Consider the following 21,312-nt stretch of genomic DNA (forward strand, 5'->3'; position numbering starts at 1 on the left):
TAAAGTAAATAATGCAAAATAATAACGATGGTTCCGGTGAAGATGAGTTGATTCGGCTACTGTTAAAAAGGCAGTCGGAATTAAACTCGTTATTGGAGATAACCCGGGCTATAAATAAAAACACATCTACCCAGATACTTATACAGATGCTGGAGACTATTTTGCAAAGCTATTTGCAAGTAGGAAAGTTCCGTTTCCTGATACTAAAGGAGGGCGTTTATACCTGTATATCTAAATACGGCGGAACTATTGAACCCCCCACAGTGCTTAATCAAACATGGAAGCATTTAAATAAATTCAAATCGCCCGCTTTGTTAAAGGGCAATCCCAACCAGGTTTTAAACGGGTACGAATACTTTATTCCTATTTATCATAAAAATAGGGCCCTTGCATTTGCCCTTATAGGTAACTTTAATACCAGTGGCGAAATGCTGGATAACGACCTTAATTTTATACAAACTTTAATTAACGTTATTGTTGTAGCCTTGGAGAATAAAAGGCTTTTTAGGGAGCGCCTGCTGGCCGAACGTTTTCAGCGCGAGATGGAGCTTGCCGCAGAGGTACAAAACATGCTTATCCCGGTTAGGGTGTATAAAGAAACAGCTGTTGAAGTTGGTGCAAAATATTTACCACACCAGGATATAGGAGGCGATTATTTTGATTTTTTCCGCTTAAACGAAAATGAGTTTATGTGGTGTATTGCCGATGTATCGGGCAAAGGGATATCGGCCGCATTGCTAATGGCAAATTTTCAGGCAAGTTTGCAAGGGTTGGCGGCCATAGAAGATGACTTGGCTAACATTGTAGAACGGTTAAACAAAATAGTGATTCGCAATACTAAAGGCGAGAAGTTTATCACTTTGTTTTTAGCGCGTTATAACGAAAAAACACGTAAGCTTAATTATGTTAATGCGGGCCATAATCCATCTATTTTATATGCTAATGGGGAAGCTGTTCCTTTAAAGTTAGGTACAACTATGATTGGCGTGTTTGACGAATTACCTTTTTTAAATGAGGGGGAAGTAGATGTTGACCCGGGCAGCTTGTTATTTAACTATACGGATGGCCTGATGGATCATGAAATGCCAAACTTTAAAACTTGGAGCGAAGAAAAATTGCTTGAGTTTGTTATAAAGCATGGCGAAATGCCACCCGATAATTTCAACGATGCCTTAATGAACCATGTAAACGTTGTAGTTAAGGGTACACCTATTGATGACATTACCCTATTATCTATCCGTATCACTTAAATGGAGTTTGCGCTTATCCAAAAAGTAGCCCAAATACCTCTTCTATTCTTCCCACAGGCTTTACATCAATTTTATAACGCGATAGATCCCAGGCTTTTTTATCCTTATTGGCCGATGGCATGTTATATTTTGATATAAATATCTGCTCAAACCCCAATTTCTGAGCTTCGGCAATGCGTTGTTCGATCCGGTTAACCGCCCGTATCTCGCCCGATAGGCCTATTTCTCCGGCAAAACAAGTTTTAAATGGAATAGGGATATCTTCCAACGATGATATAATAGCAGCAGCCAATCCAAGGTCTATAGCAGGGTCTTCTACCCGTATACCGCCGGTAATATTTAAAAATACATCCTGCGCGCCTAACCGAAAGCCGCAGCGCTTTTCTAATACGGCCAGTAGCATGCTCATTCGTTTGGTATCAAAGCCAGTTGCGGTGCGCTGTGGCGTGCCATAAGCAGATGTGCTTACCAATGCCTGGGTTTCAATCAGCATCGGCCTCATGCCCTCTAAAGTGGCTGATATAGTTATCCCACTTAGTGGTTCGTCTCGTTGAGATAGCAATATCTCTGATGGGTTAGACACCTCCCTTAATCCTTCGCCCAGCATTTCATATATCCCCAACTCGGAGGCTGATCCAAACCTGTTTTTTATAGTACGTAATATACGGTATACATGATGACGGTCGCCTTCAAATTGCAGAACGGTATCAACCATGTGCTCCAATATTTTAGGGCCGGCTATCATACCATCTTTAGTAATATGCCCTATCAAAAACACAGGGGTAGCTGTTTCTTTAGCAAAACGAAGCAACTCTGCCGTACACTCGCGCACCTGCGATACGCTGCCCGGTGTCGATTCGATATGTGATGAATGTAACGTTTGAATAGAGTCTATCACCACCAGGTCAGGTTCCAGTTCTTCTATCTGCTTGAATATATTTTGGGTGGATGTTTCAGTAAGTATATAACAAGCTTTCCCAATTTCCGATTTTGTGGGTAATGATGGAGTACCTCCAACAGTTGCTAACCGCTCTGCGCGCATTTTTATTTGATGGTCGCTCTCTTCGCCCGATACATATAGTACCTTAATGTTGGGCATATTTAAAGCCAGCTGCAGCATTAATGTAGATTTGCCAATGCCCGGCTCCCCGCCTATTAGTACCAGCGAGCCTGCAACAATACCCCCCCCTAACACACGGTTAAATTCGCTATCCGGCGTTAACAGGCGATGCTCTTCTTTAAAAACTATATCGGTAACCTGCACAGGTTTGTTAGAGCGTTGCGAGGTTGTAGGGCTTGCTTTCCACGTAGGTACAGATGCGTTTGGCTTTTCCAGAATTTCTTCTACAAAAGTGTTCCATTGCTGGCAGCTTGGGCATTTGCCCAGCCACTTAGCCGATTCGTAGCCACAGCTTTGGCAAAAGTATGCGATCTTGGTTTTAGCCATTGTTAGATGTGCAGATTATAGATACAAATATGCTAATTATTTTGCCAATATAATTAGCAATTTATACAGCCATAAATCAGTCGCGATACAAGTTGGCTATAAATGCAATTGCTATATTAGTGCATGGTTAAAAAAAGCTTTCTATCTATCGGTTTATTAATAACAGGTCAAATCGCCAGTGCTCAGGATTTGCTTAAAACAATGAGCCATCTATTTACCACACCTAAAAGTTATATAGTAACTTATACTACAAACGCCCCTAAAATTGATGGTGACATTAATGATGCGCCATGGCAACAGGCGGCATGGACAGATAGTTTTGTAGATATTGAAGGTGATTTAAACCCCAAGCCTGCGTTTTCAACGCAGGTAAAAATGCTTTGGGATAGCAGTAATCTTTATGTTGCAGTAAAAATGCAGGAGCCTCACTTATGGGCCAACTTAACCAGACACGATCAAACTATTTATAAGGATAACGACTTTGAGCTTTTTATAGACCCCAATAACGATGCCCGCGATTATTTTGAAGTAGAGGTAAACCAACGCAACGCTATATTCGACCTGTTTATGCCTAAGCCGTATCGCGATAAGGGAGACGCATTAATTAGTTGGGACACACCCGGCATGCAAACTGCAGTACAGTTACAGGGCACGCTTAATAACCCAACAGATACTGATACCGGCTGGACCGTTGAGTTTAAAATTCCCTTTAGTGCTATCAATATCGGTTTTGACGGTGGCGTGCCTACCGATGGCAAAGTATGGCGCATCAATTTTTCGAGGGTGGAGTGGGATACTCAAATAAAAAACGGCAAGTATGTTAAACTTACCGATAGTAAAGGAAAGAATTTGCCCGAGCGTAATTGGGTGTGGTCGCCGCAGGGTATAGTTAACATGCATGCCCCCGAGCGCTGGGGCTATTTACAATTTGTAAGCGGTAAAGATGCACCTAAACAGGATTTTAATATACCGTATATCGACCTGCAAAAAGAATACTTGTGGCTGGTTTATTACAAGCAAAAAGAATATTATAAACAGCATAAGGCGTTTGCCGCCAGCTTAAGCGATCTAAATATTTTATCAACTTCTATAGTTGTTAATGGAACAAGTAATACACTTATCATGGCAGGTTCGGCAACCTTTTTTTCGGCCGGTATAACTGATGGTAAAGCTGCAATGTGGACTATAAATAATGACGGGTTATTACAAGCTTATAAGTAACAGCAATATAAATAAAAAGAGCGAATGCTGTTTTGGCATCCGCTCTTTAATCCGCATATAGCTATCTTAAAGCTTAATCTCTTCGTCCTTAGATGAGAAGAATTTAAATTCGGTAATTTGGTAGGCCGGGTTGCTTTTAACCTTTATCCACTGGCCATATTTAAAGTACCATTTCATTTGGCGGTTATACAAGCCTTTGCGTATGTAAGCCTCGATATACGGGTGTACACAAAGTGTAATATTTTTCTCGTTTTGCTCGGTTAAAATGTAATTGAAATTAGTTTCGATATCATCTATAAGCAATACGGTTGGCCTTATAGTACCTGTACCGCCACAAGCAGGGCAAACCTCGCTTGTAACAATATTCATTTCGGGCCTTACACGCTGACGGGTAATTTGTATCAAGCCAAATTTGCTCGGTGGCAAAATGGTATGCTTGGCACGGTCATCAGCCATTTGTGCTTTCAGGTAATCAAAAAGCTCTTTGCGGTTGGTTGGCTTGTGCATGTCAATAAAATCGACAACTACAATGCCGCCCATATCGCGCAGGCGCAATTGGCGCGCGATTTCCTTAGCGGCTTCTTTATTTACCTGGTAAGCATTTTCTTCCTGGTTCTCTTTATTAGCTGTGCGGTTACCGCTGTTTACATCAATTACGTGCAAAGCTTCGGTATGCTCAATAACTAAATAGGCGCCACCAGCTAAATTAACCGTTTTGCCAAAGGTAGATTTGATCTGTTTATCTACCCCATGATGTTCAAATAACGGTTCACGGTGCTTATGTAACCTAACAATTCCCTCCATATCAGGTGATATTTCGCGTATGTAAGAGCGGACTTCGTCGTACATACTTTGATCATTCACATAAATATTGTGGAAGTCAGGGTTCAAAATATCCCTAAGGATAGTTGAGGTGCGCCCAATTTCGCCCAATATCTTTTTAGATGGCTCGGTACCGTGTAGTTTAGTTACGAAAGTTTCCCATTTGGATATAAGATCCAACAGGTCCTTTTGTAATTCCTGCACGCCCTTACCTTCAGATACGGTACGTATAATTACGCCGAAATGCTTGGGCTTAATACTTTCAACCACCTTACGCAGGCGGTTACGCTCTGTATTGCTTTTTATCTTTTTTGAGATAGATATTACCTCAGAAAAAGGCACCAGCACTACATACCTGCCTGCAATAGAAAGATCGGAACTTAAGCGGGGCCCTTTGGTAGATATAGGCTCCTTTGCAATTTGTACGGGCACAAGCAGGCTCTTTGATAAAACATCCGAGATTTTGCCTCCTTTGTTTATATCAGCCTCAAGCTTAAAATTATCTAAAAGCTTTGATTGGTATCCCCCGCTACGTACTTGTTTGGTAAGCTTAAGCAGGCTTTGTACCTGCGGCCCCAAATCAAGGTAATGCAAAAAGGCATCTTTCTCGTAACCAACATCCACAAAGGCAGCATTTAAGCTGGGCATAATTTTTTTTATGCGGCCTAAATAGATATCGCCAACAGTATAATTGTTGGTGATTTGCTCTTTATGTAGTTCTACAAGTTGTTTGTCCTGTAATAATGCAATAGTAGCCCCGCCCGGGGATGAATCGATAATTAATTCTTTTATCAACTGCTACTCCATTTCTTAAAACGGTATAACATTATACCGTGTGTTAATAAGTGGGTAAAAACCACACACAAAAACCCCGATAAATCGGGGTAATAAACTACTTATGTAGCTTATTTTTTCTTATGTCTGTTTTTTCTTAAACGCTTTTTGCGTTTGTGGGTAGCCATTTTATGTCTCTTACGTTTTTTACCGCTTGGCATGATAATAATTTTTAAGTGTACTTTATTTTTTTAATTCCTTTATATACTCATCTATGCGCTGCCCTGCTGCAGGGTCGCCCATTAACTGCTTGCATTTTTCGTATGCAGCAATCGCTTCTTGTTTTTGGCCAAGCTGTTTATAGCTCTCGGCCAGGTAAAAGTAAGGCTCAATCTCTTCTTTTTGTGCAATAAGGGTTTTAAACCGCTGCACAGCCTTTTCGTACTGGCCCGACCGCATCGAAAACATACCTAAATTTAGGTTTGCATCGTGGTTTGTAGGGTCTTGCTTAACTACATCAAGCAATAATGCTATACCTTGCATTGGGGTTCCGCCGCCATTTACATAAGCAACACCTAAACCGGTTTTAGCTTCAAGGCTGGTCGGCTTTAGTTGGGTTGCATGTTCAAATGCCTCAACAGCGTTTGCAATAAAAGCCCCTTGTGCCGAAGAATCCTGCGATACTTTAATAGCTGTATTAAACCTGTTACCGGTATTTAACCAATCGGCAAACAAATTACTTTTTTTAGCCATTTGCTGATAGTAAAATGCTGCAGGGGCCGGTTGGTTAACGTTGTCCCATGCAGTGGCAAGCTGTTTTTGTATGATCAGCTTATCTGCATCGCCGGCGTTTCTAAGCCTGTCTTCTAACGCTGATATCTGTTGCGACTGCGTTGGCTCTAAAAGCGCTTTTGCACTTGCAGATACCGTAGCTACAGTAACGTTTGCTGCTGGCTTTGCGGCTTGCGCCATACCTGCGGCACCAGCACGGTTTTCTTTTGGCTTAACTAAACCTTTAACAGGTAACGAATACAAATAGCCCATAATAGCAACTACTATTACACTTACAACTATTTGATTCTTCTTCATGCTGATTATTTACTTGCTTTAGCAGTTTTGTTACCTGTGCGAACTTTCTCAACAAAAGTTTTAGCCGGTTTAAAGCTTGGTACAAAATGCTCAGGGATAATTATAGCAGTGTTTTTTGAAATGTTACGTGCTGTTTTCTTAGCTCTCTTTTTTACCACAAAGCTACCAAAACCTCTTACATAAACGTTTTCGCCGCCTACCATTGAACTTTTAACTACTTTGAAAAACGCCTCAACAGTTTCCTGTACATCAACTTTTTCTATTCCTGTCTTAGATGAGATTTCAGCTATAATTTCTGCCTTGGTCATATCCTGTTTTCTTTTATTTAAATGTATAAATACTTAACTGTTTTGGGGTTGCAAAAGTATCGCTTTAAAATTAAAGATTAAAATAAATAGAAGATTTTTTTTGTAGAGCCCCCAAACGGGCATTTTTTACCGTAAATTATGATACAATAATGATATGTGTTACTTTGCAACGAATGAATTTTTCTCAAGAACTGATCGGCTGGTATATAGATAATAAGCGCGATCTGCCCTGGCGCAATACTACCGATGCATACGTTATTTGGTTATCCGAAATTATACTTCAACAAACCCGTGTAGAGCAGGGACTGCCTTATTTTCACCGCTTTGCAGAAAAATACCCAACGGTAAGCGCCTTTGCCGCAGCACACGAGGATGATATTTTAAAGCTATGGCAGGGGCTGGGCTATTACTCAAGAGGCAGGAACATGTTAAAGACAGCCAGGCTTGTTCAGGAGCAATATAATGGTGTGTTTCCGGATAATTATACAGAGCTGATAAAACTTAAAGGGATAGGCGAATATACTGCCGCGGCCATATCTTCTTTTGCCGCTAACGAGCCCCGGGCTGTAGTGGATGGGAATGTTTACCGTGTTTTGGCCCGGTATTTTGGGATAAACGAGCCCATAAACTCGCCAAAGGGGAAGAAGTTGTTTCAAGGTATTGCGGATGATATGCTCGACAGGCGGCGGCCCGCACTGCATAACCAGGCCATAATGGAATTTGGCGCAATGCTTTGCAAGCCAAAGAACCCGGCCTGTGGTATCTGCCCATTACGTATTGGTTGTGAGGCATTTAAGACTAACGCCACTACCTATTTACCCGTAAAACTTAAAAAGGTTAAAGTGCGGAACAGGTTTTTTAACTATACGTTAATAATTGACGGCGAAAAAATTCTAATGAACAAGCGCGACGAAAGCGACATCTGGGCAAATATGTACGATTTGCCAATGATAGAAACCCCCGCACTTGTTAGCCCCGAGGAGTTGGTAACATTGCCCGAAATGAAAATTTTTGGCGAAAACATAGTTATTAAGCACAAATACCCTTTAACCAAGCACATATTAACCCATCAGCAACTATATATACAGTTTATACAAATTGATAACCTGCCCCAAAAACTGGCACCCGGATGGTTTTATGCCGACATTTCCGACCTGAAGAATTTAGCGCTTCCGAAGAGTATTTTTATATTTATAAAAAATTTTTTTAATTTCTAAATAATTCTTCGTTATTTTATGGCATGTCTGGAATTAATAAAGTGATACTTGTGGGGCATTTAGGAAAGGACCCCGAGGTGCGGCATTTAGAAGGCGGCGTGGCCGTAGCAAGCTTTCCGTTAGCAACATCAGAAACATTTAATAAGGATGGCCGTAAAGTAGAGCAAACCGAGTGGCATAACATTGTAATGTGGCGCGGATTGGCCGATGTGGCCTCTAAATACCTACAAAAAGGCAAACTGGTATATATAGAAGGCAAGCTTAGAACGCGCTCTTTTGAGGATAAAGAGGGCATTAAGAAGTACACTACCGAAGTAGTGGCCGAAAACTTTACCATGCTTGGCCGCAAAACCGATTTTGAACCCGAAACCAATAACAGGGCCGTAAAAGTTAGCGAAAACGGTAACTATCGGAATAGTGATTCCGACGACTTTCCATATTAACCAATTACAAACTTAACTAATACGAAAAAGCCCTTTTGATGTTTCTATCAAAAGGGCTTCGTTTTTTTGTTGGGTTACCTATAAATAATTCTTTATTTTTCGTTTTTATTGCGGATTTTTCGTTTTAATTCGTTTGCTGTTGCTAACTAATATAAAATTATTTTTGATATAAACAATAGGTAAACGCTGTTCTACTGATTTTTATCTGCCACCCGGCGGGCAGTATTGTTTCAAATAATTAGTGTACAAAGTATGTAAATGCGCCGTAGTGCCCGGCCCCTCAAATATACCATGGGTACGGTTAGGGTACGACATCAGCTGGAACTGCTTGTTGTATTTCACCAACTCGTTTATCAGCTCCTCGGCATTTTTGTAGTGTACGTTATCATCGCCGGTACCGTGTATGTACAGCAGGTTACCGCGCAGGTTTTTGGCATAGGTAATTGGCGATCCCTTTATAAAGGCAGCCCGGCCTTCTTCGTTAATAGGTACACCCATGTAACGCTCCTGGTAAACATTGTCGTAAGTAAACTGGTCGCCTACGGCAGCTACGGCTATGCCGGTTTTATAGATATCGGGATATTGGAACATCAGGTTAAGGGTTGATGATCCGCCACCGCTCCATCCCCATACAGCAACGCGGGTGCTATCTACATAAGGCCATTTCAAAATCTCCTTAGCAGCCATTGCCTGGTCGCGCACGTTGATAACGCCTATGTTTTTATAGATAGATTTGCGCCATGCTGTACCCTTGGGTGCCGGTGCGCCACGATTTTCAACAGATATATAAATGTACCCGTCGTCGGCCATGTTGCCGTTGTACATATTGTTTTGCCCCGCTCCCCAGGTATCGGTAACGGTTTGCGCAGCAGGCTCGCCGTATACATAAAATACAACCGGGTATTTTTTGGTTGGGTCAAAGTTGGTTGGCTTTTTCATCCAGCCATCTATTTCAACACCATCAACTGTTTTTACTTTAAAAAACTCGGTTTTGTTTTTGGCATCTGTGGCCAGTTTTACCTCGTCGCCGCTTAAGTGCTTATGATCGGGCAGGCTTACTACCTCGCTGATGTAAGGCGTATAGGCATTGGTAAAGTTGTGCAAAGCTATTTTGCCATTTGGCGATACCTGGTAACTATTGGTACCGGTTTGGTTGGCAGGGGTTAGGCGCTCGGCTTTGCCGCCGCTTAATTTAATGCGGTACAGGTACTCCTGGGTAGCATTATCAGGCGACGCGGTAAAGTAAATATAACCGCCGGCCTCGTCAATACGGCTCAGGTTAATAATATCGTAATTACCGGTGGTTATCAACTTCTCTTTGCCATCCCTGTCTATACGCGATATGTGCCTCCAGCCGTCTTTTTCGCTCACCCATAAAAACTCTTTGCCCTTGTTAAGCCATTCCCAGCCAACCGGGTCTCCATCGTTCCAACGCGATTTTCCGTCTATCCAGGCCTTATCATTTTCTTCGTGTATCACACGGGTGCTTCCGTTTGATATGTTGCCAATTAAAATGCGGCTTTGGGTTTGTGCGCGGTTTAGCTGCTCAACAATGATCTCGTTAGGGTTGGTGGTCCACTCCATACGGGGCAGGTAATGCTGTATGGGGTCGCCGGGGATATTCATCCAGCTGTTTTTGCCGCTGGCTACATCCAAAATACCTATCCTGGCCGAGCTTGGGTCTTCGCCGGATACCGGGTACTCTACCGGTACCGTAAACGAGTAGGTAGAGTCGGTGGTGTTCAGCATCAGGTAATTCTTTATTTTGGTAGCATCTATCTGCCAGTAGGCTATCGACCGGCTATCAGGCGACCAGCGGAAACCATCCCGGCAATCCAGCTCTTCTTCGTAAACCCAGTCGAACGTGCCGTTTATCAGCTTTTTAGTGCCGTCGGTAGTTAATTGCTTAATGCTGTTATCTGCAAGGTTTTCTACATATATATTATGCTCGCTTACATAGCCCACTTTGCTTCCATCCGGAGAGAATTTGGCAAACATTAATGACGATGCAGGCAAGCCTTTGCCCAACTGCACCAGCTTTTTAGCGGCAAAATCATACACCCAGTAATCGCCGCGGGTATCATAACGCCATACGCGCTTGGTGTTATTGTTTATCAGTGCTTTTTGCCCATCGTCAGATATAGTGAACCTTCTGATGCTGATAGGTTGCCCGCCTTCGGGTGTTAGCATGGCCTTGGTTATCCATGCCGATTTTTTGGTATTGTCGCGCACATCAACCATAAAAACCTCGCCGCCCTGTACCTTGTAGTACTGGTAACCGTCTTTGGTCCAGTTGGTGCTTCGCTGGGCATTGGCAGTAAGCTGCAAAAGCAACAGCGATAAAAACACAAGGGAGAATGCCCCCCATCGATATATTTTCATAATCTTAGTTTGGATGTTGTTAATAATAAATAATGACTCAGTAAATTCGGCGTTAAATTAGTATTTTAAAGCCTTTGAATATATTATCCCTATGAAAAAAATATCGCTGTTGTTTTTAAGCTTTTTTATCTTGCTATCGGCCACCGCCCAAAACATCGACAGAAGTAAATTTATTAAGGACAGCCTTGATGTTTACATTAACAAGGCACTTACCAGTTGGCGTATACCCGGTGCTGCGGTTTGTATTGTAAAAGATGGCAAAATAGTGTTGATGAAGGGCTATGGCATTAAAGAACTGGGCATGCAAAACAAGGTAGACGAGAATACCCTGTTTATGATAGGCAGCAACACCAAGGCATTTACCGCAACCGCTTTGGCCATGTTACAGGCCGATAATAAGCTATCGCTTGATGAAAAGGTGACCAAGTATATACCTGAGTTTAAGCTGGAAAATAAAGCGGCAGGCGAAATGGCCATAGTAAAAGATTTGCTTTGCCACCGCTTGGGTTTCAAAACTTTTCAGGGCGATTTTACTTTTTACAACACTAACCTGGCCCGCCACGATGTTATTGAAAAGCTGGGTAAAATGAAAGCGGAGTACCCCTTTCGCACAAAATGGGGTTATACCAACGCGGCATTTTTAACCGCTGGCGAAATTATACCGCGTGTTACCGGCAAACCATGGGAGGTATATTTAAAAGAAAATATTTTTGCCCCGCTTGGCATGAGCAGCACCCTTGCCCTAACAGCCGATATGCCCAAGGCCCTTAACTGTACCGTACCGCACACCCTGGTTGATGGCCGCCTTACCGCTATACCCTATTGCAATATTGATGGTCTGGCACCCGCGGGTGCCATTAGTTCGTCTGTTAGCGATATGAGCAAATGGGTAATGGCTTTGCTGGATAACGGTAAAGTTGGCGGCAAGCAAATTATACCCGAGGCGGCAATAGCAGCCACCCGCCAGCCACAGGATTATGTATCAACAGCCAACTATTTAAATGGCGATATTGGATTTGAGTTATATGGCTTGGGCTGGTCAATACAAGATTATTGCGGGCGGCGGCTGGTAATGCATACAGGCGGCGTTAATGGCTATGTATCATCGGTAACGCTGGTGCCAAAAGAAAACCTGGGTATTGTGATACTCACCAACAGCGACCAGAATGAGCTTTATGAAGCTTTAAAATGGGATATTATAGATGCCTATTTTAAAAACAAAAATTATCATTACAACGATGTGTATTTAGAGTACAACAAGACTAACATGGCCCAGTTTCAGGCTATTGATAAGAAAATGCGCGACAGTACCTTACTTAACCTTAAGCCTCAACTATCTGCCAATAAATACACCGGCAAGTATGTGAACGACCTTTATGGCAGCCTGGAAATAACCCGCGGCGAAAGCGGCAACGACCTGGAGATTCGCTTTGAGCACCATCCAAAAATGTATGCCAAGCTACAGCCCCTGGGCGGCAACCGTTTTTACGTAACCTTTTCAGACCCTGTGCTTGGAAAGGCTATTTTCCCTTTTACGGTAAAAGACGGCAAAGTAACCGGCGTGCGTGTTAAAGTAGCCGATTTTGTAGAGTATAACCCGTATGATTTTAAGAAGGTGGAGTAGATAGATGTGCAGATTTTAAATGTGCAGATATGCAGATGAATTTGTCGGCCTAATTATTTGTTGTTGGTGACAACACCACAACTGTTAGGAAGAAACGAAACAACCCGTCATGCCGTCCGCCGGCTGGCGGATCGGCATCCCACATGCAAAGTGTAGATTAGAAAGGTGGACAGCATGCTAATTACCGTCCTGTGAGATCCTGAAACAAGTTCAGGATGACTGATTTTTAATCTTCCGAGCACCTATGGTGACAACACCAACAACGGCGGGAATTAAATCCCTCCTCGGGGAGGGATGCGTTTAGAAAATGAGCGTAAAGGCAGGGAGGGGTTTATATGAGTGTGGGTACAATCGACTTGAACACCTATTAACCCCTTCCTCCTCCTTCCCAGGGGAAGGAATCGCACATCCCCCCACTATTTGCCCTTGTTGGTGTTGTCACCAACAAGCCGCCATGCACTTAAACTGTAGTATCATTACCGTCCTAAAGGTTGTTGGAGAAAACTCCAACAACGGCGACCCACCCCCACCAGTAACTTAATCCACCATGTCATCTCGAGCGAGCGCAGCGACGAGAGATCTTGTTCATTATGCAAAGCTCGCCACCTACCAGTTGAACAAGATTTCTCGTTATCACTCGAAATGACAGCAAGGCAATTACAAATACTCCTGCAAACTATCCTTCAATAGTTGCACCAATTCCGGGTCGTTAAACGCGTAGTTGTCTTCAATATCCAGCACGATGATAGGGACATCATTTGGTTGATAATAGCGCTTTATAATATCGCGGTGTTTGTTTTCCATCACAAAAACAACATCGGCCCAATCGAGGGCTTTTTGATTGACCTTAATGCGTGACTTATCGCTGGTACCTGCCGAGCGTGCGTTATGGTAGACATGCCCTTTAAATAAAAGTTCGGCCGTTGGGCTGCGCCATTGGTTTTTACTACAAATGAATAGGAGGTTGGACATTATTTCCCCTTAGCATTCATATAATCCAGCGTTAAATTGCACAATGCTTTAACACCAAGGGTAAAGCCGCTTTCGTCGATATAGAAATCGGGCGTGTGGTGCGATGGCGCGGTTATGGCGTTGCCGCCTTTTGGCATGCCGCCTAAAAAGATGAACAAGCCGGGTACCTTTTGCTGAAAAAAGCTAAAATCTTCGGCACCGGTAACCGGCGGGCGCAGTAATACATTTTCGGTGCCGGCGGTAGCCTGCAAGGAAGGCAGCATTTGCGCGGTTAGTTTAGGGTCGTTATAAGTAACCGGGTAATGATTGCTGTAGGGTATCTTTATTTCGACAGTCGCACCCTGCGCCTCGGCGGTTTTGGTGGCTATCAGCTTTACTTTGTCTATTAGCAGGCGCTCGTCGCTTTCAGACAGGGCGCGAATGGTGCCCAGCATTTCTACGGTTTCAGGGATAATGTTAGACCGATTGCCGCCTTTAATTGCGCCAATGGTAACCACGGCGGGGTTTTCGGTAACGTTGATGTTGCGGCTTACAATAGTTTGCAGGTTATTAATGATCTCGGCCGCGGTCACTATCGGGTCGATACTCGACCATGGGTAGGCCCCATGTGCCGAGCGCCCTTTTACAATGATCTGCATATCGTTTACCGCCGCCATGGTACCGCCCGGGCGGTAAGTGATCTTGCCCACTTCAGTTTGCGAGTTAATGTGCAGGCCAAATATTACATCAACCTTTGGGTTTTCTAAAACACCCTGTTTTACCATTTCTTCGGCACCGCCTTTTTCGCCGGGTTCAACACCTTCTTCGGCTGGCTGAAAAATGAATTTAACCGTACCGTGCAAATCGTTCTTCATTGACGATAGCACCTCAGCAACCCCCATCAAAATGGCCATGTGCGAATCGTGGCCGCAGGCATGCATGGTGCCAACCTCCTGTTTGTTGTAAATGGCCCGGTCTTTTGATGCAAAGGGCAGTTTAACACGCTCTACCACGGGTAGGCCGTCCATATCGGCACGCAGGGCAACTACCGGACCGGGCTTGCCGCCTTTTAATATGCCGACCACACCGGTAGTGGCAACGCCTGTTTGCACCTGTAAGCCCAGGGCCTGCAAATGTTTGGCTATAATGCCGCTGGTGCGTACCTCGTGGTTGCCCAGCTCAGGGTGTTCATGAAAATCGCGACGCCAGGCAATCACCTTATCTTTCAAGGCATCGGCTTTTTTGCTTACCTGTGTTTTTAAGGCGGTTTGCGCACCTGCCGATAGGGTTATAAATGACAGGGATATCAGTAATAGTTTTTTCATGCACGTATAGGTTAGCTTGCTAAATATAATAAAAATACCATTCATCACATTTTTGGCAGGGTTGGTCACATTTATTTTATTAAGCAAGGCGGCTGCCTTAAGCTTGTATCATATTAAAAAACCATAATGAAATACAGCAAAATAGAGTTTTGGGCAGCGAATGCCTTATTTATCATTAGCCTGTTGATATTGCTTAACCACGGCCTTGAGCAGTACGGTTATATAGTAAGCCGGGAACATGCAGTGCCTAACTTTATATTTAACGTGCTGCTGCCACAGGTTGCCATTGTTTTAGCATCGTACGGCGCTTTCATGACTGTTAACTTTTACGCCATACCCAAACTTTGGGCCCGTGGTAAACGCGTAAAGGCTGTTGTTGTGATCATACTTGTTTTAAAAGCAATGGGCTTGATTTTCACCGTAGCCCAAAGCTATTTAGCCAGCTGGATATACCAGCAGTACGGCAACGGACTGGCATCAAACCTTACATTTTTAAGCCGGGGCTTTAGCATGGCTATTACCTTTTATATAGCGTATGGGGTGTATGTACTTATCCGCGAAGCGTTGATATACCAGTACAAATTACAACAAGCCCGCCAAACCCTGCGGTCGAAGGTTATACGCGAGGTTATTATCACGCTGTCCATTTGGGGGGTTTTGTTTATACCCGTTTGGGGGTTTTTAATGGCGACCAATCCGGGGCTTAGTGTAATTTATGTTGTCGGCCTGCCCTTTTGTTTCATCATTTATTTTGTAAATTTATACGCGCTTATCCCATATTATAAAAGCGAAAAAAAGGTAAGCGGATTAGTTTACTTTGGCCTGTTAATGCTGCTGGTAATTGGTGCCGGCTTCCTCGAGATCATGTTTTTGATGGCCTTTGCCTGGCGGTTTTCGTACATGGGGTATTTGGTTTACGTATGGGCTATTCCGGCGGTGTTGACAATCGGGTTATCATGGCGCGTTTACCAAGCCAATGAGGATACTTACCGGCAGCTGGTCAGCCTGCAAAGCAAGCTTGGGGCATCAAACGCTAACCTGCAATTTTTACGATCGCAAATAAACCCGCACTTTTTGTTTAATGCCCTTAACACCCTTTACGGTACAGCCCTTACCGAGCAAGCCGAAAAAACCGGCGAGGGCATACAAAAGCTGGGGGATATGATGCGCTTTATGCTGCATGAAAACAACCAGGACAGCATACCCCTAAGCCGAGATATTGAGTACCTGCACAATTATATCGACCTGCAAAACCTGCGCATAGCATTATCAGACAATATAAAGATCAAGGCGGATATAACTGACGAGTACAGCGATTTTAATATTGCCCCCATGCTGCTTATCCCATTTATAGAGAATGCCTACAAGCATGGTATAAGTTTTAAACAGGCATCGTGGATAACCGTAAGCCTGCAGGTGGCCGGCAATGTATTACAGCTTGATGTATATAACAGCCTGCATCCCGAAAAAGATAACGACCCCGAAAGGCAACGATCGGGCATTGGGCTGGAGAATGTTAAGCAGCGCCTGCAACTGCTTTACCCAAACCGCCACGAATTGGTTATACGCCAAAACACCAACGAATTTTTTATACATCTAACCCTGCACCTGTCATGAAAAAACTAATTACACTATTGCTGTGCCTTAGCACGGCCCTAAACACTTATGCCCAGTTTAGACTGAGCGGTAACACCGGCGGCGTAAAAACCGATAGCGTTTATTTAAATATCCCGTTTATTTATGGCTTTTATCATGATAACGATATTGCCATAGCGGTAGATAGTAAAGGAAACTTTAGTAAAACCATTTATTTACCCAAGCAAAAGTTTGCCACCCTAAATATCGAAGGCAAACACAGTAGTTTATTATTAACGCCCGGCAAATCTTTAGATATTAGGGTTAATACTGCCGATACAACTATCAGCAACTTTAAAGGTACATCAGCAGCCGAGAATAGCCTGCTGGCCAAATTACACCTAGACGATATTCCGTTTTTTTCAAAAGGGGGTAATAATCCTTATGTGAAACTAACACTGCCGCAATTGCAGCAGCAAGTTGTACAACCGTGGATGGCCATGCGCGATGAAAATATAAAGCTGATACGGTCTTCGGCCTTATCACAGGCTTATAAAAACCTGATAGAGCAGGAAGTTAGGGCATTTGCCCTAACCCAACTAAACGATTTTGCACGTGGCATTTTAGAGACCGGCCGTAAACAGATCTTTGAATTTGTACTAAGTGTTTACCAGGATGCTCCGCTGATGGCATCTGCTTTACCGGCAGGTCCGCGCTACTATAACTTTGCCAACAGCTACATTGGCTATTACGAAACGTTGGCATTTCAGGGGCTATCTGACGAGCAAATGAAAGACCCTAAAACCTATATCAAATACTTTAATATAAGGCTTGACAGCGGCAACCGGGTGGCTAAAGAAAAAGGCAAACTGTTTGTAAACTGGATAGTGGTACATAATCAATTTGACAAGCGTATAGCCGAAAATTGGCTGGCACAGGCTATTGATACCAAATGTTTAAGCAAAGACATAGCAGAGGCAAAACCCTTGCTTAGCGAGCTTAAAAACTACTACCCAAAAAGCGAATATCTGCTCATGTTAACGGTTAAAGTAAAACAGCTTGAAACCCTGCTGGCTAAAAATGCCGATAACAAAGAGATACAAATTGCCGATGGATATAACAAAATGACATCTATTTACCAGGCGATAAGTAAGTTTAAAGGCAAAGTGGTTTATCTGGATATTTGGGGCACATGGTGCGGCCCATGCAAGCAGGAAATAAAGTATAACCCCGCCCTAAAGCAATATTTTAAAGGCAAAGACGTAGCTTTTGTTTACCTTGACATGGACGACGATGAAAAAGATGGTAAATGGCGCGATTTTATAAAAGTAAACGGCATGACAGGCTTACATTTGCGCAAAAGCCGAAGTGATATTCAGCCGTTTTGGGATGAGTTGATGCCTAAGGGCGATGATACCCGTTATTACCCAATGTATTTTATATTTGATAAAACCGGCAAATTGGTACAACCCAACGCCAAACGCCCCAGCGACAAAGAAGAATTGTATAAACAGATAGCGCAGTATTTATAATGATAAGAGCCATTGCTATAGATGATGAACCCCTGGCCCTTGAGGTAATAAAGTCGCATGCGGCTAAAGTGCCTTTTTTAGAGGTTTTGGCTTATTTTACAGATGCGCTCAAAGCCATTGAATATATGGCATCCCACCCTGCCGACCTGCTGTTTTTAGATATCAAAATGCCCGACATATCGGGCATAGAGCTATTTGAAAGCTTGCAGCAAAAGCCCATGGTGGTATTTACCACCGCATACACCGAGCATGCGGTACAAAGCTACGAGCTAAACGCGGTAGATTATCTGCTAAAGCCATTCCCGTTTACCCGCTTTTTAAAGGCATGCCACAAGGCCAACGATCTATTGCAGGCCAGGCAAAACCATAAACCGGCACCTGCCGATAGTATTTTTATTAAAGCCGGTTACGAGCAGGTTAAAATTACCTATAGCGATATACTTTACCTGGAAAGCGGGGGTAATTACATGAGCTTTGTATTAGCAAACGGTAAAAGCATTCTATCGCGATTGACCATTACAGATGCGCTGGCTTTACTGCCTCCGCAGCAATTTATAAGGGTTCACCGGTCATATATTGTAAACAAAAATAAAGTTGATAGGGCCGAACGGCACCAGCTGCACCTTAGCGGCCGGGTTGTGCCGCTTGGCAATAGTTTTAATACCGAATTACTAACCGGTAAAAACTAAAAAAGAGGCGCGTTATTTAACGCGCCTCTTTTTTAAATAATAGATGACTATTGGAAGTCCTTTAAAGTTATATTGAATATCATAACTGCGTTGGCACCTACCGAAGGGCTTGGCGACGAGTTACCATACGCCAGGGCAGATGGTAAAATAAGTATCATCTTTCCGCCTTTTCTCATTAACGGGATACCCAATTTCCAGCCTTCAATAATATTGGCCCTAAAGTTAAGCGGTGTAGTATAACTACCAGAGTCAAACACGGTGCCTTTAGGTAACGTACCTACGTAATCTACCGATACTATTGAGTTTTCGGTTGGATGAGCTCCCGTACCAGCTGTTGTTATCTGGTAATAAAGACCTTTAGGCCCTTTTGTAGCAGTAATTTCGGGGTGTGCAGTTAAATATGCTTGAATGGTTACGCTATCTGCTTTTGCCTGTGCAACCGAGTCGAAAGGTGGAATCACCACATCATCCGCTTTTTTTGAACATGATGATAAACCAACTATCACCACTCCTAATATCATCAATAAATAATTTTTCATATTGTTATATACGTCAATAAGTCCCATTACGATACAGTAGTTTTAATTTTTAGTTCATTTAGTTGCGCATCGGCAATTGTTGATGGCGAATCTATCATTACATCGCGGCCCGAATTATTTTTAGGGAAGGCGATAACATCGCGAATAGAATCTAATCCGGCGAAGATAGAGGTTAACCTGTCGAACCCGAAAGCGATACCACCGTGCGGTGGTGCGCCGTATTCAAAGGCATCCATTAAAAAGCCAAACTGTTTCTGTGCCTCCTCGGGCGAAAAGCCTAAATGCTTAAACATTAACGATTGCAAAGCCCTATCGTGTATACGGATAGAGCCACCGCCAATTTCGGTACCGTTTATAACTAAATCGTAAGCATTAGCGCGTACGTTTTTAGGGTCGGTATCTAATAGTGTGATATCCTCGGGCTTGGGCGAGGTAAACGGGTGGTGCATAGCATGGTAACGCTCTGTTTCCTCGTCCCACTCCAATAAAGGAAAATCTAACACCCAAAGCGGCGAAAATTTATTTTTATCGCGCAGGCCTAAACGGCCGCCAACTTCTAAACGCAGCTCGTTCAATTGTTTACGCACCTTGTCGGTTTCGCCGGCTAATATAAATATCAAATCGCCCGGTTCTGTTTCAAACGCGGCGCTCCATTTGGCCAGTTCTTCTTCGTTGTAAAATTTATCTACCGATGATTTTAATGTACCATCATCATTATGGCGGCAATATATTAAACCGGTAGCGCCAATTTGCGGGCGTTTCATCCACTCGGTTAGTTCATCTATTTGCTTGCGGGTATAACTTGCGCAGCCTTTTGCATTGATGCCAACAACCAGTTCGGCATTATCAAAAATGCTGAAACCTTTACCTTTAACTACATCATTCAGCTCAACAAACTGCATCCCAAAACGGGTGTCGGGTTTGTCAGATCCGTACAGGCGCATCGCGTCGGCATACTGCATACGTGGGAAATCGCCAAGGTCAAGTCCCTTTACCGTTTTAAACAGGTGGCGTGTTAAGCCCTCAAAAATATTCAGGATATCTTCCTGGGTAATAAACGACATTTCGCAGTCTATCTGTGTAAATTCCGGCTGCCTGTCGGCGCGCAGATCCTCATCCCTAAAGCACTTTACTATCTGAAAATAACGGTCGAAACCGCTCACCATCAGTAATTGCTTAAAGGTTTGCGGCGATTGCGGCAGGGCGTAAAATTCACCGAGGTTCATACGGCTTGGCACCACAAAATCGCGTGCACCTTCGGGTGTCGATTTAATGAGCACCGGCGTTTCTACCTCGATGAAATCTAATCCGTCTAAATATTTGCGTATCTCTTGTGCCATTTTATGGCGCAAAACCAGGTTGTTGCGTATAGGGTTGCGGCGCAGGTCAAGGTAGCGGTATTTGGCCCTTAACTCTTCACCGCCGTCAGTTTCGTCTTCAATTAAAAATGGCGGTATTTTGGCGGCGTTCAGTATTTCCAGTTCGGTAATCGCTATCTCAATTTCGCCGGTAGGTATTTTAGTATTTTTATTTGAACGCTCCAGCACTTTGCCCGTTACTTTAATAACAAACTCGCGGCCCAGCTGGCGGCCTGCTTCGCGCAGGTCAGCATCGGTATCGGTATTTAAAACCAGTTGTGTTAAACCATATCGGTCGCGCACATCAATAAATGTTGTACCGCCAAGGTCACGCGATTTTTGCACCCATCCGCAAAGGGTTACCGTTTCACCTAAATTGCTGATATTTAATTGTCCGCAGGTGTGAGTTCTAAGCATAGTTGGTATTTTAAAAGTTTGCAAAACTACGTTTTTGGGTCGAAAGCTGAAAGCCTAAAGCAGAAACGTTGGTGTATGAATAACACAAATCCAAAATGAAACATTCAAAATTCGAAATAACATCTATATTTGCCCTATAATTCTCAAGGGGTGCCTTGCTTTGGTGTAATAAAAATAATCTGCAGGTTATTTTACCAAACTGAAAGACAGGCTGAGATCAAACCCATGATCCCCCGACCCCCTAAAGGGGAGCAATAAAGCCTTAAAGATCTTTTAGGGCCCCCTGCTCCTCCTTCAGGGGGCCGGGGGGTCTGCACCTGATCCGGGTAATGCCGGCGTAGGGAGAGGT

At 43.4% G+C, this 21,312-nt stretch carries 16 protein-coding genes and 1 pseudogene; 8 read left to right on the top strand and 9 right to left on the bottom strand.

Annotated elements, in window-relative coordinates; translation table 11 throughout:
* Window positions 1-11: 11 nt before the first annotated feature.
* Window positions 12-1,250, top strand: a complete 1,239-nt coding sequence (locus FFF34_013115; protein ID TSD64835.1) for a serine/threonine-protein phosphatase — start codon at window positions 12-14, stop codon at window positions 1,248-1,250.
* Window positions 1,251-1,263: 13 nt separating this feature from the next.
* Here FFF34_013115 and radA read toward each other — a convergent pair whose 3' ends face one another.
* Window positions 1,264-2,697: a DNA repair protein RadA gene (gene radA / locus FFF34_013120; protein ID TSD64836.1), complete on the bottom strand. Its 1,434-nt coding sequence runs from the start codon at window positions 2,695-2,697 to the stop codon at window positions 1,264-1,266.
* Between the two features lie 123 nt (window positions 2,698-2,820).
* Here radA and FFF34_013125 point away from each other — a divergent pair, with 123 nt between their 5' ends.
* Window positions 2,821-3,918, top strand: coding sequence for a hypothetical protein (locus tag FFF34_013125; protein ID TSD64837.1), 1,098 nt, complete (start codon window positions 2,821-2,823; stop codon window positions 3,916-3,918).
* 66 nt (window positions 3,919-3,984) lie between these two features.
* Here FFF34_013125 and FFF34_013130 read toward each other — a convergent pair whose 3' ends face one another.
* From FFF34_013130 to FFF34_013140, 3 genes are all read right to left on the bottom strand, one after another.
* The gene (locus tag FFF34_013130) at window positions 3,985-5,535 is read right to left on the bottom strand and encodes an Rne/Rng family ribonuclease (GenBank protein TSD64838.1); all 1,551 of its coding nucleotides are present in this window, start codon (window positions 5,533-5,535) and stop codon (window positions 3,985-3,987) included.
* A 222-nt stretch (window positions 5,536-5,757) separates the two neighbouring features.
* Window positions 5,758-6,603 (bottom strand): tetratricopeptide repeat protein, encoded by an 846-nt coding sequence (locus FFF34_013135; protein TSD64839.1) that lies wholly within the window; start codon window positions 6,601-6,603, stop codon window positions 5,758-5,760.
* Window positions 6,604-6,608: 5 nt separating this feature from the next.
* A complete protein-coding gene (locus tag FFF34_013140) occupies window positions 6,609-6,911 on the bottom strand; it encodes an integration host factor subunit beta (GenBank protein TSD64840.1) in 303 nt (100 codons plus the stop codon).
* Between the two features lie 173 nt (window positions 6,912-7,084).
* Between FFF34_013140 and mutY the strand changes: the two genes are divergently transcribed.
* Window positions 7,085-8,128 (top strand): A/G-specific adenine glycosylase, encoded by a 1,044-nt coding sequence (mutY, locus tag FFF34_013145; GenBank protein TSD64841.1) that lies wholly within the window; start codon window positions 7,085-7,087, stop codon window positions 8,126-8,128.
* Window positions 8,129-8,151: 23 nt separating this feature from the next.
* Window positions 8,152-8,490 (top strand): annotated as a pseudogene (locus tag FFF34_013150) (single-stranded DNA-binding protein).
* Window positions 8,491-8,772: 282 nt separating this feature from the next.
* Here FFF34_013150 and FFF34_013155 read toward each other — a convergent pair.
* Window positions 8,773-10,953 (bottom strand): S9 family peptidase, encoded by a 2,181-nt coding sequence (locus tag FFF34_013155; GenBank protein ID TSD64842.1) that lies wholly within the window; start codon window positions 10,951-10,953, stop codon window positions 8,773-8,775.
* A 91-nt stretch (window positions 10,954-11,044) separates the two neighbouring features.
* Here FFF34_013155 and FFF34_013160 point away from each other — a divergent pair, with 91 nt between their 5' ends.
* On the top strand, window positions 11,045-12,577 hold the full coding sequence (locus tag FFF34_013160; GenBank protein ID TSD64843.1) for a serine hydrolase: 1,533 nt from the start codon (window positions 11,045-11,047) through the stop codon (window positions 12,575-12,577).
* Window positions 12,578-13,234: 657 nt separating this feature from the next.
* Here FFF34_013160 and FFF34_013165 read toward each other — a convergent pair.
* The gene (locus FFF34_013165; GenBank protein ID TSD64844.1) at window positions 13,235-13,549 is read right to left on the bottom strand and encodes a protein tyrosine phosphatase; all 315 of its coding nucleotides are present in this window, start codon (window positions 13,547-13,549) and stop codon (window positions 13,235-13,237) included.
* Window positions 13,549-14,853, bottom strand: a complete 1,305-nt coding sequence (locus tag FFF34_013170; protein TSD64845.1) for an amidohydrolase — start codon at window positions 14,851-14,853, stop codon at window positions 13,549-13,551. The genes FFF34_013165 and FFF34_013170 overlap by 1 nt, the downstream gene beginning before the upstream one ends.
* A 126-nt stretch (window positions 14,854-14,979) precedes the next feature.
* Here FFF34_013170 and FFF34_013175 point away from each other — a divergent pair, with 126 nt between their 5' ends.
* From FFF34_013175 to FFF34_013185, 3 genes are read left to right on the top strand one after another with little or no spacing between them, the layout of a single operon-like run.
* A complete protein-coding gene (locus FFF34_013175; protein TSD64846.1) occupies window positions 14,980-16,470 on the top strand; it encodes a histidine kinase in 1,491 nt (496 codons plus the stop codon).
* A complete protein-coding gene (locus FFF34_013180) occupies window positions 16,467-17,960 on the top strand; it encodes a TlpA family protein disulfide reductase (protein ID TSD64847.1) in 1,494 nt (497 codons plus the stop codon). Before FFF34_013175 ends, FFF34_013180 begins: the two co-directional genes overlap by 4 nt.
* Window positions 17,960-18,649, top strand: coding sequence for a response regulator transcription factor (locus tag FFF34_013185; protein TSD64848.1), 690 nt, complete (start codon window positions 17,960-17,962; stop codon window positions 18,647-18,649). Before FFF34_013180 ends, FFF34_013185 begins: the two co-directional genes overlap by 1 nt.
* Before the next feature lie 47 nt (window positions 18,650-18,696).
* Here FFF34_013185 and FFF34_013190 read toward each other — a convergent pair whose 3' ends face one another.
* The gene (locus tag FFF34_013190; protein ID TSD64849.1) at window positions 18,697-19,215 is read right to left on the bottom strand and encodes a peptidylprolyl isomerase; all 519 of its coding nucleotides are present in this window, start codon (window positions 19,213-19,215) and stop codon (window positions 18,697-18,699) included.
* Window positions 19,215-20,963 (bottom strand): aspartate--tRNA ligase, encoded by a 1,749-nt coding sequence (gene aspS, locus FFF34_013195; protein TSD64850.1) that lies wholly within the window; start codon window positions 20,961-20,963, stop codon window positions 19,215-19,217. The genes FFF34_013190 and aspS overlap by 1 nt, the downstream gene beginning before the upstream one ends.
* Between the last annotated feature and the right edge of the window lie 349 nt (window positions 20,964-21,312).

It is taken from the genome of Inquilinus sp. KBS0705, assembly GCA_005938025.2.
Lineage (GTDB): Bacteria > Bacteroidota > Bacteroidia > Sphingobacteriales > Sphingobacteriaceae > Mucilaginibacter.